Annotated in this window: 14 protein-coding genes; 6 read left to right on the top strand and 8 right to left on the bottom strand. The window is 69.9% G+C overall.

Annotated features, from left to right (window positions below; translation table 11 throughout):
* Nucleotides 1-147 precede the first annotated feature (147 nt).
* The 4 genes from FNH09_RS46655 to FNH09_RS09110 all read right to left on the bottom strand — a co-directional run bounded on the left by FNH09_RS46655 (nt 148) and on the right by FNH09_RS09110 (nt 3,960).
* Nucleotides 148-297 carry a hypothetical protein gene (locus tag FNH09_RS46655; RefSeq protein ID WP_156110810.1) on the bottom strand — a complete coding sequence of 50 codons (150 nt, stop codon included), beginning with the start codon at nt 295-297 and terminating at the stop codon, nt 148-150.
* 98 nt (nt 298-395) lie between these two features.
* A complete protein-coding gene (locus tag FNH09_RS09100) occupies nt 396-1,943 on the bottom strand; it encodes an MFS transporter (RefSeq protein ID WP_152886252.1) in 1,548 nt (515 codons plus the stop codon).
* Nucleotides 1,944-2,651: 708 nt separating this feature from the next.
* A complete protein-coding gene (locus FNH09_RS09105) occupies nt 2,652-3,254 on the bottom strand; it encodes a TetR family transcriptional regulator (RefSeq protein ID WP_152886253.1) in 603 nt (200 codons plus the stop codon).
* Nucleotides 3,255-3,438: 184 nt separating this feature from the next.
* Complete coding sequence (locus FNH09_RS09110) at nt 3,439-3,960, bottom strand: winged helix-turn-helix transcriptional regulator (protein WP_152886254.1); 522 nt, start codon at nt 3,958-3,960, stop codon at nt 3,439-3,441.
* Nucleotides 3,961-4,043: 83 nt separating this feature from the next.
* Here FNH09_RS09110 and FNH09_RS09115 point away from each other — a divergent pair, with 83 nt between their 5' ends.
* From FNH09_RS09115 to FNH09_RS09130, 3 genes are all read left to right on the top strand, one after another.
* Nucleotides 4,044-4,589, top strand: a complete 546-nt coding sequence (locus FNH09_RS09115; protein ID WP_238426561.1) for an SRPBCC family protein — start codon at nt 4,044-4,046, stop codon at nt 4,587-4,589.
* Nucleotides 4,589-5,635, top strand: coding sequence for an LLM class flavin-dependent oxidoreductase (locus FNH09_RS09120; protein WP_152886255.1), 1,047 nt, complete (start codon nt 4,589-4,591; stop codon nt 5,633-5,635). Before FNH09_RS09115 ends, FNH09_RS09120 begins: the two co-directional genes overlap by 1 nt.
* Nucleotides 5,636-6,188: 553 nt before the next feature.
* The gene (locus FNH09_RS09130; protein ID WP_152886295.1) at nt 6,189-6,998 is read left to right on the top strand and encodes a class I SAM-dependent methyltransferase; all 810 of its coding nucleotides are present in this window, start codon (nt 6,189-6,191) and stop codon (nt 6,996-6,998) included.
* A gap of 499 nt (nt 6,999-7,497) precedes the next feature.
* Here FNH09_RS09130 and FNH09_RS09140 read toward each other — a convergent pair whose 3' ends face one another.
* From FNH09_RS09140 to FNH09_RS09150, 3 genes are all read right to left on the bottom strand, one after another.
* Nucleotides 7,498-8,046 (bottom strand): GNAT family N-acetyltransferase, encoded by a 549-nt coding sequence (locus tag FNH09_RS09140; protein WP_152886257.1) that lies wholly within the window; start codon nt 8,044-8,046, stop codon nt 7,498-7,500.
* 63 nt (nt 8,047-8,109) lie between these two features.
* Nucleotides 8,110-8,658, bottom strand: coding sequence for a putative immunity protein (locus FNH09_RS09145; protein WP_152886258.1), 549 nt, complete (start codon nt 8,656-8,658; stop codon nt 8,110-8,112).
* Entirely contained in the window at nt 8,609-9,001 is a 393-nt protein-coding gene (locus FNH09_RS09150) for a hypothetical protein (RefSeq protein WP_152886259.1), read from the bottom strand. Before FNH09_RS09150 ends, FNH09_RS09145 begins: the two co-directional genes overlap by 50 nt.
* A 222-nt stretch (nt 9,002-9,223) precedes the next feature.
* On the opposite strand from FNH09_RS09150, the gene FNH09_RS09155 reads away from it, so the two are divergent.
* The 3 genes from FNH09_RS09155 (at nt 9,224) to FNH09_RS09165 (ending at nt 13,374) form a co-directional block, all read left to right on the top strand.
* Nucleotides 9,224-11,392, top strand: coding sequence for a TerD family protein (locus FNH09_RS09155; RefSeq protein ID WP_152886260.1), 2,169 nt, complete (start codon nt 9,224-9,226; stop codon nt 11,390-11,392).
* A 333-nt stretch (nt 11,393-11,725) separates the two neighbouring features.
* The gene (locus FNH09_RS09160) at nt 11,726-12,424 is read left to right on the top strand and encodes an SDR family NAD(P)-dependent oxidoreductase (protein WP_162468307.1); all 699 of its coding nucleotides are present in this window, start codon (nt 11,726-11,728) and stop codon (nt 12,422-12,424) included.
* A gap of 143 nt (nt 12,425-12,567) precedes the next feature.
* A complete protein-coding gene (locus tag FNH09_RS09165; RefSeq protein ID WP_152886261.1) occupies nt 12,568-13,374 on the top strand; it encodes a YwqG family protein in 807 nt (268 codons plus the stop codon).
* 21 nt (nt 13,375-13,395) lie between these two features.
* On the opposite strand, the gene FNH09_RS09170 is transcribed toward FNH09_RS09165, so the two are convergent.
* Nucleotides 13,396-14,172, bottom strand: a complete 777-nt coding sequence (locus FNH09_RS09170; RefSeq protein WP_152886262.1) for an endonuclease/exonuclease/phosphatase family protein — start codon at nt 14,170-14,172, stop codon at nt 13,396-13,398.
* Nucleotides 14,173-14,279 lie beyond the last annotated feature (107 nt).

Below are 14,279 nucleotides of genomic sequence, written 5' to 3' on the forward strand. Positions count from 1 at the left end.
GCCGGGGACGGCGCGGCGAGTTGCGGGGGAGGGCGGCCTCGGCTCGGAGCGCAGAGCCCTGCGTCCATGTGCCGGCCGCCCTCCGGTCGGCCACCGGTACCGGCTGGGGTTGCGTGGCCGACGTCGACGTCCGGAGAACCAGGTTGCTCAGGCGCCGCCGCGACGTTCTTCGTACAGGGCGTCGACGTCTGCCGCCGCGAAGCCCTTGAGCATGACCGTGCGCTTCAGCTTCGGAGATGGTGCCAGACGGCCCGTGTCCTGCGACAGCACGGTGTCGAGGTTGCGGAGCTTCTTCACCGCCTCCGCGTGCGAGACCGCCGAGGTGCCGTCGTCGACCGCCGCTCGGACGGCTGCCGGGAGATCGGCGTCGTGCCGGGGGGAACGATCGACCGGTTCTACTCGGCACTCCGGTTCGGCTGTCCGGCTGCCGCCGGCCGGGCGGCGGCGGAGTCGGTCGATGTCCCCGGTGCGCTCCGCTCGTCGCCGGCCGTGGCGGACTGTGCGACCAGCGTGCTCCGGTTACGGTCCTTGGCCAGCCCGGCCAGGGCGACGACCACGGTCAGTCCCATGGCGCCGACGGCAATGGCGAAACTCAGCGTGAACTGGGACTCCTGCGGCAGTTCGATGCCCGCGGGCAGGCCGGCCATCGTCCGGGACGCCAGCAGAGAGGTGACCACGGCCGAGGCGATCGCCGAACCCATGGACCGCGAGATCGAGTTGATGCCGTTGGCGATGCCGGTCTGCTGCACCGGCACACTCGCCGCGATCAGTGCGGGCATCGCCGCGTAGCCGAAGGCGATCGCGACACCCGTGAACAGTCCGGCGCAGATGACGCTCGCGCTGCGGCCGTGACCGAACGCCAGCCAGGCGAACCCGCCCGCGCCGACCAGACCGCTGATCGCCAGCGTCAGACGGGCACCGATCCGGCGGACCAGGACGCCGCCGACCGGGGCCGCGACCAGAGCGACCAGTGAACCGGGCAGCAGATATTCCACGCTGGCCCGCAGCACCGATGCCGTGAAGCCGTAGCCGGCGATTCGCTCGGGCATCTGCACCAGGTACGAGATGCCGATGAACTGCGTGAAGGCGGCGAACCCGACCAGGAGGCCGGCCAGATTGGTCATGGCGACCTGGCGGTGCGCGAACATCCGCATGTCCACCAGCGGGGAGGAGACCTTCAGCTCCACGAGCACCCACACCGCCGCCATGACGACGGCTCCGGCGAAGCACCCGATGACCTTGCCGGAGCCCCAGCCCCACGTGTGGCCCTGGGAGATGCCGAGCAGCAGGAGGACCAGGAAGGCGGCCAGGACGAGGGTGCCGGGCACGTCCACGCGGCCGCCGACGCGATGGCCGCCGTCCGGGACCAGGAAGAGGACCGCTAGCAGCGCGAGCACGGAGACGGCGGTGGAGAACCAGAAGACGGAGTGGTAGTCGGGGTCACCGCCCTGGGTGAGCAGGCCGGTGACGACCAGCGACAGGCCGGAGCCGAACGCCAGGGTGGAACTCACCAGCGCCATGGCGCCGTGCAGCTTCTCGTGCGGAACCTGGTCGCGGACGATCGACAGCGCCAGGGGGAAGATCGCGGTCGCCGAGCCCTGCATCACCCGGCCGACCAGGAGCAGTCCCAGGGAGGTCGTCAGGGAGGCCAGCAGCGAGCCGAGCACCATGACCACGAGTACGGCGACCAGGGTCTGCTTCTTGCCGTGGAGATCACCGACGCGGCCGAGCAGGGGGGTGAAGACGGCGGCGGAGAGCAGCGTCGCGGTGGTGACCCAGCTGACACCGGCCGAGTCCGCGTGCAGTGCGGTGCCCAGCAGCGTCAGGATCGGCACGACCTGGGTCTGGGCCATCGCCACGACCATGGCGGCAAGGCCGAGGGCGAGAACGGTGGGGGTGCTGCTCCGCTCGGCTGGGCGGGCGGCAGGCCGGGAGGACCTCATGGCAGTGGATTCCTTCAAGAACGAATGACATGGACAGGTCGTGCGCTGGATCGATTCCGCCGACGGCACGGGCGAAGGATCGTCAGGGGACGACGGACGACGGGCGACGGGCGACGGGCGCTTCGCGCAGCGGAGCCGGGGGCGAGACCCGGAGCTGTGCGATGCACCGGACGCAGAGCGGCGGCGGCAGGGTGCGAACGTGCCGCGCCAGGACGCTGACGGCCGTTCGGCGGGGAGCCTTCGACTTCCGGGGTCGAGGAGCGGGATGCCGGCAGGACGTGCGGCGTCCGGCCGCCGCTACGGGCCGGTCAGGACAGTCCCCTCCGCCTCTCGATCTCACTGACCTGTCGCTCACTCTACCATTCACTAGCCATTCACTAGCCGACGGCTAGTGAATGGACGGCCGCATTCGGATCAGCGCGAGCGAACACGCGGGTGGTCCGAGGGCGGGTGTCGAGGGATCGAGGAAAACCGGTGCGACGCCTGTGCGCACGGCGCGTCAGCCGGTCGGAGCGGCGGGCCGGGGCCGCCGGCGTACGGGCCGCAGGAATTCCGGTGCCGCCACGGGGCCGTCTCCCTGTGTACGGAGCGCTCGTCGACGTGTCGGCAAGAGGCCGCGCGGGGCGACCTTGTCGTGCGGACGTCGGTGACGGCAGCCGTGCCCTGCGGCCCAGCCGTCATCCGTCACGGGATGTCACGGACGCCGGTTCACGCCTCGCCGGCCTTCGCGTCGCCGGGCATGGCGAGGAGACTGCGGACGGTCAGCAGAAGCGTGACCCTGAGATCGTCGTCCGAAAGGTCGGACAGCTCGCCGAGCCCTTCCAGCATCCACACGCACATCACATAGGCCATGCGTTCCGCCGGGGTGGGCGAGTTGCCGAACAGGACCCGCAGGACCCGGCGCCTTCGTCCGTCGCTCTCGGCGTAGATGCTGGCGGCCCGCATCTCGGGATCGTGCAGGAGCATGGTGCCGAGTTCACGGTTGCGCACCAGGAAGTCGACCCAGCCGACCGCGTACGCCTCCAGCCTCTCCTGACGCGAGGTCATGCCCGCCAACTCGTCCAGGAGCGCGGTCATCTCCTCCACCGGTGCATCGAGCGCGGCCTTGAGGATCTGCGCCTTGGTCCGGAAGTGGTAGTAGACGGCAGCCTTGGTGAGACCCATGTCGTTCGCGATGGCCTGTAGCGAGGTCGACTGGTAGCCGTGGGCGGTGAAGAGCCGCTGCGCCGTCTCGATGATCTGCCGCCGGGTCGCCGCGGCCTGGGCGGACCGACTGGTCACCGGGACGTCCGGCTCTCGCTCGCTGAGCACGCTCGCTCCCGCACGGGTCTTGCCTTCATGGGCCGTGGCGGCTGACCAACCACTGGACGCCCACCTTACCCGCACGGTCCGTCGACCAGCCGTGGACCGGTGCGTGCGGCCCCGGCAACGGGACGCCGTTGCGGATCTCTCCTCAAGGCTCGGACACGGACCCGGGTTTCTGAGGTGCCCGGGGTCAGTCCGCGGCCGGCGTCGGCTCGTCCAGCCTGAACCGCCGCCGGATGTCCGGACGGCCGAGCAGCTTCTCCGGGTAACCGGGGCCTGGGCGTGGCGTGACGTCCTCCCAGGTCAGCGGCTCCTTGCAGTGGGAGCACACCACTTCGCCGTGGACGTCGTGGCCGCAGGTCTCGTGACGGGTGATCACCGGCGGTCCCGCCTCGTCCGACAGCCATCGATCGCCCCAGGCCGTCATGGCGAGGATCACGCCGTAGAAGTCACGGCCGGACTCGGTCAGCAGGTATTCGTGGCGCAGCGGCTGGGTCTCGTATACGTGCTTCTCCAGCAGTCCCGCCTCCACCAGCCTGCGCAACCGCTCCGACAGGGTGTTGCGGGCGATGCCCAGCTCCTGCTGGAACTCGTCGAACCGGCGGATCCCGTAGAACGCCTCCCTCAGCACCAGCGGGGTCCACCAGTCGCCGAGCAGGTCCATGGTCCGGGCCACCGAGCAGGGCCAGTTCGCGAACGACGTGCGCCTCATGCCCCGATGGTACGAGTCCTTCGACGAAACTCAGCAGGCAGCAGGGTCGCGGACCTTGCGGCAGTGAGTCTTAATAAGCAACTATGCAGGTAGTCGAGGGAGAGGAGTTCGAGGTCATGGAGTGGACGGGACAGGTCTACGCGGACACCCCCTACGTCTCCGCGGAGACGTACATCGACGCGCCGCCGGAGTGTCTGTGGCGCTATGTGAGCGACATCCATCTGATGCCCGAGCTCAGCGCCGAGCTGCGGCATGTCGAGTGGCTCGACGGCGCGACCGGCCCGCGCGCCGGGGGCCGGTTCCTCGGGCGCAGCACTCACCCCGCGCTGGGCAACTGGGAGACGGTCAGCACGGTCGTGGACTGCGAGGAGCCGCGGCGCTTCGCCTGGGCGGTGGGCGACCCCGCCCACCCGATGAGCGTGTGGCGGTTCACGCTGCGCCCGCAGGGGGCGGGCACGGTGCTGGAGCAGTGGGTGCAACTGGGGCCGGCCCGGTCCGGGCTGAGCGCGGCGATCGACGCGATGCCGGACAAGGAACAGAAGATCGTGTTCGTGCGGCTGCGTGAGTTCGAGGCCGGCATCAAGGCCAACCTCGCCGCCCTCAAAGTACTGGCCGAACGGGAGAAGTGATGCGCACAGCGACCACCATCGAGGCTTCCGGCGGCGGCGCCTGGGGCGAGACCGTCGAGTTCGTCCTGGAGGCCGAGAGGCTGGGCCTGGACATCTGCTGGATGGCCGAGGCATGGGGCAGCGACGCCCCCTCGCCGCTGGGTTATCTCGCAGGCCGTACCGAGCGGATCCTCCTCGGCTCGGGGGTCATCCAGCTGGGAACCCGTTCCCCGGTCACCATCGCGCAGACCGCGATGACGCTCGCCCACCTCTCGGGCGGCCGCTTCCTTCTCGGGCTGGGAGCGTCCGGGCCGCAGGTCATCGAGGGCCTGCACGGAATACCGTTCGCGCGGCCGCTGACCCGGATGCGGGAGACCGTCGAGATCGTCCGACGCGCCTTCGCCGGAGAGCGGATCGAGTTCCAGGGCCGGCAGTTCACCATCCCGCTGCCCGACGGCGAGGGCCGCCCGATGCGGCTCAGCGTGGAGCCGGTGCAGGTACCGGTCTACCTGGCCACCCTCTCCCCGAAGATGCTGGAACTCACCGGTGAGATCGCCGAAGGCTGGCTGGGCACCAGCTTCGTGCCCGAGGGTGCCGACGCCTACTTCACCCACCTGGACACCGGGCTCGCCCGAGGCGGCCGTACCCGCGCCGACCTCGACGTCTGCCAGGGGGCCGAGATCAACATCGTCTCCGACGAGGGCAGACTGGCCGAGGTCGTCGGCAGCCGCAAGAAGGAACTGGCGTTCTCCCTGGGCGGCATGGGCTCCGGCTCCACCAACTTCTACAACAACGCCTACAGCCGCCAGGGCTGGGCCGACGTCGCCGCCCGGATCCGCGAACGCTGGCAGGCCGGGGACCGCGACGGCGCCACCGCCCTGGTCACCGACGAGATGGTCCTGGCCACCACCCTGATCGGCACCGAGGACATGGTCCGCGCCCGGCTCAGGGACTGGGAGACCGCCGGTGTGGACACCGTCCGCCTCTACCCGGCCGGCGACACCCTCCAAGCGCGGCTGGACAACCTAGGACACGGCATCGACCTCGTCCGCTCGCTCGGCGCCTGACAAGGGGGCCTCTCCCGACGATGGCCGGAGCCGCCCCCGGACCCGTGGCCCAGGTCCCCGCGCGGCCGTCGCCTCACCTGTGGCGCGGGCCTCGTCGAGAAGGAAGCGATGCCCGAACTCGGGATCGCCGCGGTGCGCGTCGAACAGGTCGTCGTCCCGGTATGCCTCGATCGGTTCGATGTCGGTGGCGGGCCGGCCGGCCACCGGTGGGTAGGACTGACGAGTGGGATCCCGGATGGGGTCGGCGGCCCGCGGCGAGGCGGCACCGGGGCAATGGGCGCCGGGGCAATGGGCGCCGGTACATCGACATGGTGGTGCGAGGAGCCCACTACAGCCGTCTGCCCCTCCCGTGGAACGGATCCCCGAGCCCTGAACGGGACTCGCGAACGCGCGAGCACGGAAGTAGGCGCCACCAGCGGGGAGTTCGGTGACGTCCCACAGCAGGCGTTGATCGTGCCGTGTGCCTGTCGGTGAGCCGTCCGCGCTGATCAGACGGTGGGTTAGGGTCGTGACAGTATGTGGGTGTTGGGCTAGCTGGGGGGCGCCGGTGACGATGACGACGTTCGATGAGAGTGAGCGGCTGATCTGGGCGGGCCGAGGGGCTGCTTATGCCGCAAGCTTCGCCAAGCTGTGCGCCTATGCGGTGCCGCCGCTGCTGGATGCCGTCGAGGTCGGTTCCAGCGTGCGGGTGCTGGACGTGGGGACGGGGCCGGGGACGGTCGCCGCTGCCGCGTGTGCCCGCGGCGCGACGGTGACGGCCGTCGATGCGGAGCCGACCATGATCGAGCTGGCGGTGAGCGCCGCACCTGCGGCCGAGGTCCGGCTGGCCGCTCTTCCCGAGCTGCCCTTCCCCGACGCGCAATTCGACGCCGCCGTGGCCAACTTCGTTCTCAACCATGTCGGCCGACCCCAAGCGGCACTGGCTGAACTGCGCCGTGTCGTACGGCCCGGCGGCTGGATCGCGGTGACGATATGGGCGGCGCCACCGGCGCCGGGGCAGGCGTTGATCGGCCGGGCGATCCAGGCCGCGGGCGCGGTACGTCCACCGCACCTGCCCGCAGGACTGGCTGCCGAGGACGATTTCCCCCGCGACGAGAGCGGCCTGAGGGAGCTGATGGCTTCGGCGGGGCTGCGCGAGGCGGCGTGCGAGACCTTGCGCTGGGACCACCGCGCGAGCGCCGACGAGTGGTGGAGCGGTCCCGCAGGGGGAGTGGCGTTCGGCGGGCAGTTGGTGCAGAGCCAGACACCCCCCGTCCGCGCCGAGATCAAGCGCCACTTCGACCTGTTCAGCGCGGAGTTCGCTGACGAGGACGGACTACTGACACTGCCGCACGCAGCCCTGCTCGCGCGCGGGCGTCGCTGACCTCAGGGGCCTGCGGGTCCTTCGCACCAGGTGTCCTTCCTGCGTGGACGGCGGTGCTGGATTCATGAGCCGCTGAGCGCGGCCCATCGATCGTGGAGTCGACGGCGTCCGCGCGGACCACGGTGCCCGGCCGGGCGGCCTTGGCCAGGCCACGTACCTGGCCAACGGCTGTGTTGGCGGGCCGGCCCGTCAGGTGCGGGGCTGCGGAGCCCAGGTCGTTCCCTACTTCGAAATGCTGCGGGTGAAGTGGCGTCCGCCCGCAGCAGCGCGCGCCCGGCGGCGCGCAGTGTGTGCTCGTCGGCGCCGGGCAGGTCGGCGGGCCACGCTGCCGCCAGGTTTTCCTGGACCGCCCGGTCGGATCACGTACGACGGGCCGCCGGCGTTGCCGCCGCCCCACGAATACGGCACCACGTGCCGGGCGAGCGCCGCCTCGACGACTGCCAGCCGCAGTGGCGCTGGAGCTTGAGCGGGCCGAACTCGCCCAGGAGTCAACCCGGCACTATGCGCCGGGGTCGCGGAGGCCGACCGCGTCGTGCCGCCAGAACGGCTCTGCGTAGACCAGAGTCCCTGTCATCCATGGCTCGTACTTCGGGAACCTGAGGGCCTGGAAGGCGCCATCTGGAATGCGCAGGGATGGCTTTCGAAAGCCCTGGTCGTCTCCGCACGTGAAGCCGAAGCGGGAGTAGTAGCCCGGATCGCCCTCCAGGAAGACCAGGGGGACGGGCCGTTCGGCAAGGATCCTCAGTCCGTGTCGGACCAGAGCCGAGCCGATACCGCGCTTGTGATGTTCGGGCCTGACGGCCAACGGGCTGAGCACCTGCACCTCAACCAGTCGCCGAGGGGCATCGAGCAGACTTCGGGTGAACATGACGTGCCCGACGATCTGCCTGTCGATCTCAGCGACCAGTGAGAGACCGTCCGTGGGCGTGATCGTGCCGCGCAGGGTGTCGACCAGGTCGGCCACGGCAGAACCGTGGTCACCGAACGCCCGCAGGTGGATGTCCCGCACCGACTCTCTGTCGCTCGGCAGTTCTTGGCGAAGATTCATGACCGGAGGGTAAGGACCAGCCCCACGCGCTTGCACACGGTTTTGAAGCCCGAAGACGCGCGGTCACTCGGTGAGCGTGAGCGAACGAAGGTCGGCATCCAGCATGCGAATCAGTTCACCCACCCGTCCGCCGCCGTCCGGTGCCGCTGGGAAGCGTTTGAGCACGTCCACGACGACCGGTGTCGCACGGTGGACCGCTCGCTCAACGTGTTCGGCGCCAACGCCCGGATCACGGCTGGCGGCGAGTTCGGCTGCCCGGGCCGCGTGAGCGCCGGCTCCGAGAATGTGCTTGACCTGGGTGGCCTTGGCCAGCGGATGCAGGTAGGCGGCGCCTGCCGCAGACATCGCGGCCCATGCTGCCTCGCGCGCAGCCGCAGTGTCCGTACTCTTGGCCGCCTTGAGGGCCGCCCACGCTGTGTCGCGCAAGGACTTTCCTCGCTCGCCGCCCCGGGCGAACTCCAACGCGGCCTCGACGGCGTCTCGAGGACGGGAGTCGTCGGGCTGATCGGCCTCGAACACCTCGAGTACTGCCTCTGCGCACGCTGCGGCGAACGCGGTGACCTCACGCAGGTCTTGCTTGCTCAGGGCAATCTCGTACTCGTCCTCTGCCATGGATCCATCCTCGGGCATCGCGCTGGACCGCGGGCCGCAAGCAGGCTCCCACCGAGTCAGAATGAAGGCCGCCCCGGGAGATCAGGAACTCCGGCCGCAGCCTCCAGGGGCTGCCGTCCTCGGTTTCCACCGCGTAGCGCGGCACGACGTCGCCATCACGCTCGTCGTGCTCGACGACACACCCGACGATCACACCGCGGCTGCCCACGATCTCCGGCCCGAGCCAGCCCAGTTTCGGAATCGGTGGGTGCGGCGTCGTCAGTTCCACCAGCTCGCCGTAGACCAGCGTGGCCTGCTCGGGCCAGGGAGTCTCGTCCAGCGGCCGGCGATGCTCGACGGTCATGAGCCCTCCTCTTCGTGGCCTCCGCGGGCACCACACCATAACGACGAGGCGTCCAGATGACGTGTCGGCTCCCTCGGAGGGTGAGCGCCCCGCCTCTGCGGACCCGGACTCCATGGGTCAAGCCGGCCACGCCGACACCACGCGGCCGCCTCGGGGCGCAGGGGTGATCATGGCGCCGGAATTCCAGTGCGTCCGCTCTCACATCTCTGCGATCATCCCCGAATGGCGCACAGTCTGGAATCGCTGGTCATCCGGCACACTCACCGCCTCCCCTCGCCCAAGGGCTCCGCCGGGGACGGGGCCGGCGCCGCGCGGCAGTTCGACGCGGCGCTGACCTCCGTGGGCTTCAAGCTCTCGGCAGAGCTGCTGGAGCGGCTGTCGGGGCTGTCCGAGGCCGCGGTCGTGCACCTCGCCAGGCGGACGCTGCGCATCGTGAGCGAGATGGTGGGCGACCATGTCCGGCACAACTCGTACTTCATCGACTTCCCGGCGAACGTGCCGGACACCGAAGCGTTCTGGATGCGGTGCGTGGCGCAGGCGCTCGGCGACGAGAAGTCGCGCGGGACAGTGCTGGCGCAGCTGGCACATGGGGCGCTGGATCTGCTCAGCCTCCCCACGTACGGCCGCTACCAGCACACCTACGAGGAGATGATCGCGGCACAGGACGAGCTGGTCGCCTCGGCGGGCGACCGGGTCACCGTCCTGCACCTCGGCCGGGACCTGGAGGAAGAACTCACCGCCCTCTACCTGACCTTGGCCGGCAGCACGACTCCGCTGGGCGAGGACGACCTGCGCGACCTCAAGGCCCTCGCCGAGCGGTGCGCGCTCGGCCCCCAGCCGGAGTCGATCCCGGTCCGGGAGAACCGGGCGGTCATCAACGAGGCCCGTATCGCCATCGGTGCGGACCTCCTGCTGGACACCGTCACCGACGTGCTGCGGCTGGCCTGCGCGCTGTCGGGCGGCGACGTGACGCTGCGGGAGCAGACCCGGTTCCGGGCCCTCTCGCGGCCGGTGCGCCGTGCCCTGCTCGCGGGCCTCGACGCCGTGGTCGCGGCGAACCCCGCCAAGCTGGCCGACGTACACGCACACCGTGAGCCGTTCAAGCGGCTGGGTGAGCGTCTGCATCCGCACGAGTACCCGCGCTGGCCGCACGCCGCCGACGCGTTCGCCGTGGCGCGAGGCGAGAAGGTGGCGCGGTCTTTCGAGAGCCGTCTGGAGAAGCTGCTCGACGAGTTCGACGTCCGCGGTGCGGTGCGGTTGCTGGAGTCGGCCCCGGGCAGGCTGTTCCGGGCCCTGGACCTCCTGCTGCGGATCGCCACCGACGAAGAGCGGGACGCGGTGGTGGCCGCCGCGGTGCGGGTCGCTCCCGAGGTCTCCGGCCGGGTCGTGCTCTCCGTCCGTGAGCACTTCCACAACCGGGAGCGGGAGACCGACGAACCCCGCGTCTTCGTCAACCGTCGGGGCCGTGGCTGGGTCGCCCCCGACGTCAGGCCGCCGGTCGCGGCCGCCGACCGCGATCGCCTCATCGGCGCCCTCGACGCCGAGATGCGCCGCAGACTCCCGGCGCCCCGTCGGCTGCTGCTCGACCCCGATGTCCTCGACGTCGCCCTCCCGCTCAGCGGCAGGGCGACCGCGGCCGGGCTCGGCGTACTGCCACGAGGTTCACTCTCGGCGGTCGACGGCGAACAGCTGCGCTTCTTCGTGTACTGGAAGGAGACCGAGCAGCGGACCGACTTCGACCTCTCGGCGCTGCTTCTGCATGCCGACTACAGCACTGACTCCTGGCTCTCCTACACATCCCTCACGGCTGTCGGAGGTCAGCACTCGGGCGATGTCACCGAGGCGCCCGAGGGGGCCTCGGAATTCATCAACCTGTCCCTGGACCGGGTCCGCAGCACCTTCATCGTTCCGCAGGTCAACATCTTCGCGGGCGAGGGTTTCGAGGAGGTCGAGGAGTCGTTCTTCGGCTTCATGCTGCGCGACGGCCGGCAGAAGGGCCGGCCGTTCGAGCCGCGCACGGTGCGGATGAAGTCGGAGCTGCGCGGGGCGGGCCGGGTGGCGCTGCCCTTGGTGTTCAGGCGCGGGGACGACGGCCGCTGGCGCGCGAAGTGGCTGCACCTCTATCTGAAGGGCATCTCGGCGGCCAACCGGGTCGAGGAGAACCAGATGTCGGTGTCCAAGGTGGTACGCGCCATCGTGGAGCGTGAGCAGTTGACGGTGCGGTACCTGACCGACCTGATGTCCGGCGACACCACGACGGTGGATCTGCTGGACGGCGGGCCGGTTCCGGACGAGCCCGTGATGTACATCGGTCTCGAACGTCCCGAAGGGCTGCACCCAGACTCGCAGGTCATCACCCTGGAAAACCTGCGTGACCTGATCCCGGGCTGAGTGTTAGCGTTGCCGACGGCGAGGCCATGAAGGGGCTTCCTTCTCAACTCTCTCTGAAACAAGCTCTTTCGCTTTCCTCGCTGTCGACATCTCCGGGCGGTGCCCGCACGACGAGTGCGGGCACCGCCCGAGTCGTTCCGATGGCCTGTTCGTGTCCCGCTGGACAGGCGCGGTCCGACGATCTTCAGTCCCGGCGTAAGTTCTCCGGGTATCGTTCAGGCATTCCGGAAGCCACCACAGCCCGGAGACGGTCGGTCTGCGTGTCACCTCGCGTTCACCGGCTTCCGGGAACCTGGCGCTTCCCGATGATCCCGTTGCCGAGGAGGCAGTCCCGTGGAACCCGTCACGTTGATCACCGGTGGTTCGACCGGAATCGGCGCCGCCACTGCTCTCGCCCTGCTCAAGCAGGGGCACCGGGTGGCCGTCACCGGACGTGACGCGAACAAGCTGGCCGCCTTCGCCGACTCCGCCTCGGCGGGGGAGCGGCTGCTGACGATCACCGGTGACGCCGCCGACGAGCATCATGTCGCCGCCGCGGTGAGCAGGGTGACCAGCACGTGGGGCCGGCTGGACAACGTCATCGCCAACGCGGGCTTCTCGCTGCCGGGCAACCTGGAGAGCCACGCGCCCGAGGACATGCGTGCCATGGTTCTCACCAACGTCCTAGGTCCGGCGTTGCTGGTCCGCGAGACCCTGCCGCATCTGCGGGAGTCAAAGGGACGGATCGTGATCATCGGGTCGGTCGCGGGGGTGCGCAACACCCCCGGCAACCTGTACTCCGTCACCAAGTGGGCCGCCCACGCGCTCGCCGAGAACACCCGGCTGCTCGTCGGCAAGGACGGCGTCGGCGTGACCGTCGTCGCGCCGGGCGTCGTGGACACCCCGTTCTGGGACGAACGCGGCGGCACCCCCGAGGCGGCTCCCTCGATGACCCCCGCGCAGATCGCCGACATCATCGTTCTCGCCATCAACCAGCCCGCGGGTGTGGACATCAACCACGTCACCCTCCGGCCGACCGGGCAGAACGGCTGACGCGTACGACGTCCGCACGCGCACGGCGTCCACAAGCCTCAACGGGGGTGTCGTGAGACGGCCGTTGCCGCAGGGGGCTGTCAGTGGCAGGTACTAACGTGCCCGCAGTGTTGCGTCGATCTTTGTCCGCCGAAGGAGCCACGATGCCTGGAGACACCCCCGAACTGCCTGTGCAGGATCTGCGCACGCTGATGCCGGAGTACGCGGGTTTCGCCCGGGAAGCCACCCTGCTCAACCCGGAGCCCGGCGATCCTGGCGTGCGGGAGAGTTCGCTGGGAGGCGAGCTGCTGTGGCCCGCGGACGAGCCGTGGCCGTACTGCGCGCAGGAAGACCACTGGACGTACGGGACCGACTGGCGCAACCGCACCGAGATCGTCCCGGGCGCGGTGCCGATGGTGCCGATCCTCCAGTTGTTCGCCCGGGACGTGCCGGGGTTGGCGTTCCCGGACGGGAAGGATCTGCTTCAGCTGGTGTGGTGCGCGCTGATACATGAACAGGACTCCGGGCTGGTGGTGCCCCGGCTGTACTGGCGCAACGAGGCGGAGGTCCTGGCGGGCGGGCTGCTGCCCGAGATCCCCAAGGCGGGCGAGGGGGAGTACGACGAGGACAACCTGCCGGAGCCGTCCACGCTGTCCCCGGTTGCCGCTGTGGACTTTCCGAGTGGGTTCGATCTGCCCAAGGACATGCGGGACACCTGGGAGTCTCGTCTCCCGTCGCCTTCGGGCGGCTCGACGTGGCCGCCGGACGCCCACATCATCGGGACGAAGGTCGGTGGCTGGCCCGCCTGGACGCAGCCTGCCGACTGGCCGGACTGCGAGAGCGGACACCGCATGGACCACCTTCTGACCATCACCGGTGACATACAGCTGGGCGACTGCGGCGGTGTCTACTTCTTCCAGTGCCGCCAGTGCACCGACCTCCCGTGGGACTGGCGTTTCGACTGCCATTGACAACGGGGATCGGTGTCTCTGTCACTTCGACCGGATCAGCCGCGCCTGCACGCCGTAGTGGTCGGACAGGTAGGCCTGGCGGCCATCGTCCAGCGTCACTGCGTCCTGGAACACCAAGTCGGCGTCACCGGTCAGTGTCTTTCCGGCTGCGGCCCGGACCAGTACGTGGTCCAAGGCCGGCGGCGACGGCCATTGGGGTGTGGGCCGGTAGGTCGGACGCGTGTCGCCGGCGAGGACGTCGCGCAGCCGAGCCGTGGCGACGAAGTCGGCCAGTGCCACCGAGTCGCGCGGGAGGTTCAGGTCACCGACCACGACGACGGGCAGGGACGGGTCGACGGCCGCGATCAGACCGGTGAGCCGGGCCAGTTCAGCCCTTGCGATCCGCGTGTACCGGTTCGTGGGGGACCAGTCGTCGTCCCGGTTGGCCGACAAGTGGGTGTTCACGACCACCAGTTCACCGTCAGGGGTGGCGACGCATGCCAGCTGGGCGCCTTTGCGCATGAGGAGTTCGCCGCGCACCGGGCCCGTCATCGGGTACCGCACGAACCGCCATCGGCTGATCGGCCAACGCGACAGCAGCACCAGACCGCCCTTGAGCAGGACCGTGCCCGAGTAGGCGCAGTGTCGGTACGCAGGAGCGGCATGGGGGATCAGCCGGGCGTTGCGGCGGAACATGACTTCCTGAAGACAGACGACGTCGTAGTCGGACCGGTCGAGCGCCGCGCCGAGGGCACCCAGCCGGGCCGGGACATCCCCGGTGAAGAGGGTGTTCATGGTCAGCAGTCGCAGGGCCGTCACGTACTTGTCACCTTCCGTCCGGTGGCCGCTCGGGCCGTGCGGGAGTCGCTCATGGCGTTGACCGTAGTGTCGCCCATGCTGCGACGAGCCCGAGCCCGAGCCCGAGC

It is taken from the genome of Streptomyces adustus, from assembly GCF_009377175.1.
Classification (GTDB): domain Bacteria; phylum Actinomycetota; class Actinomycetes; order Streptomycetales; family Streptomycetaceae; genus Streptomyces; species Streptomyces adustus.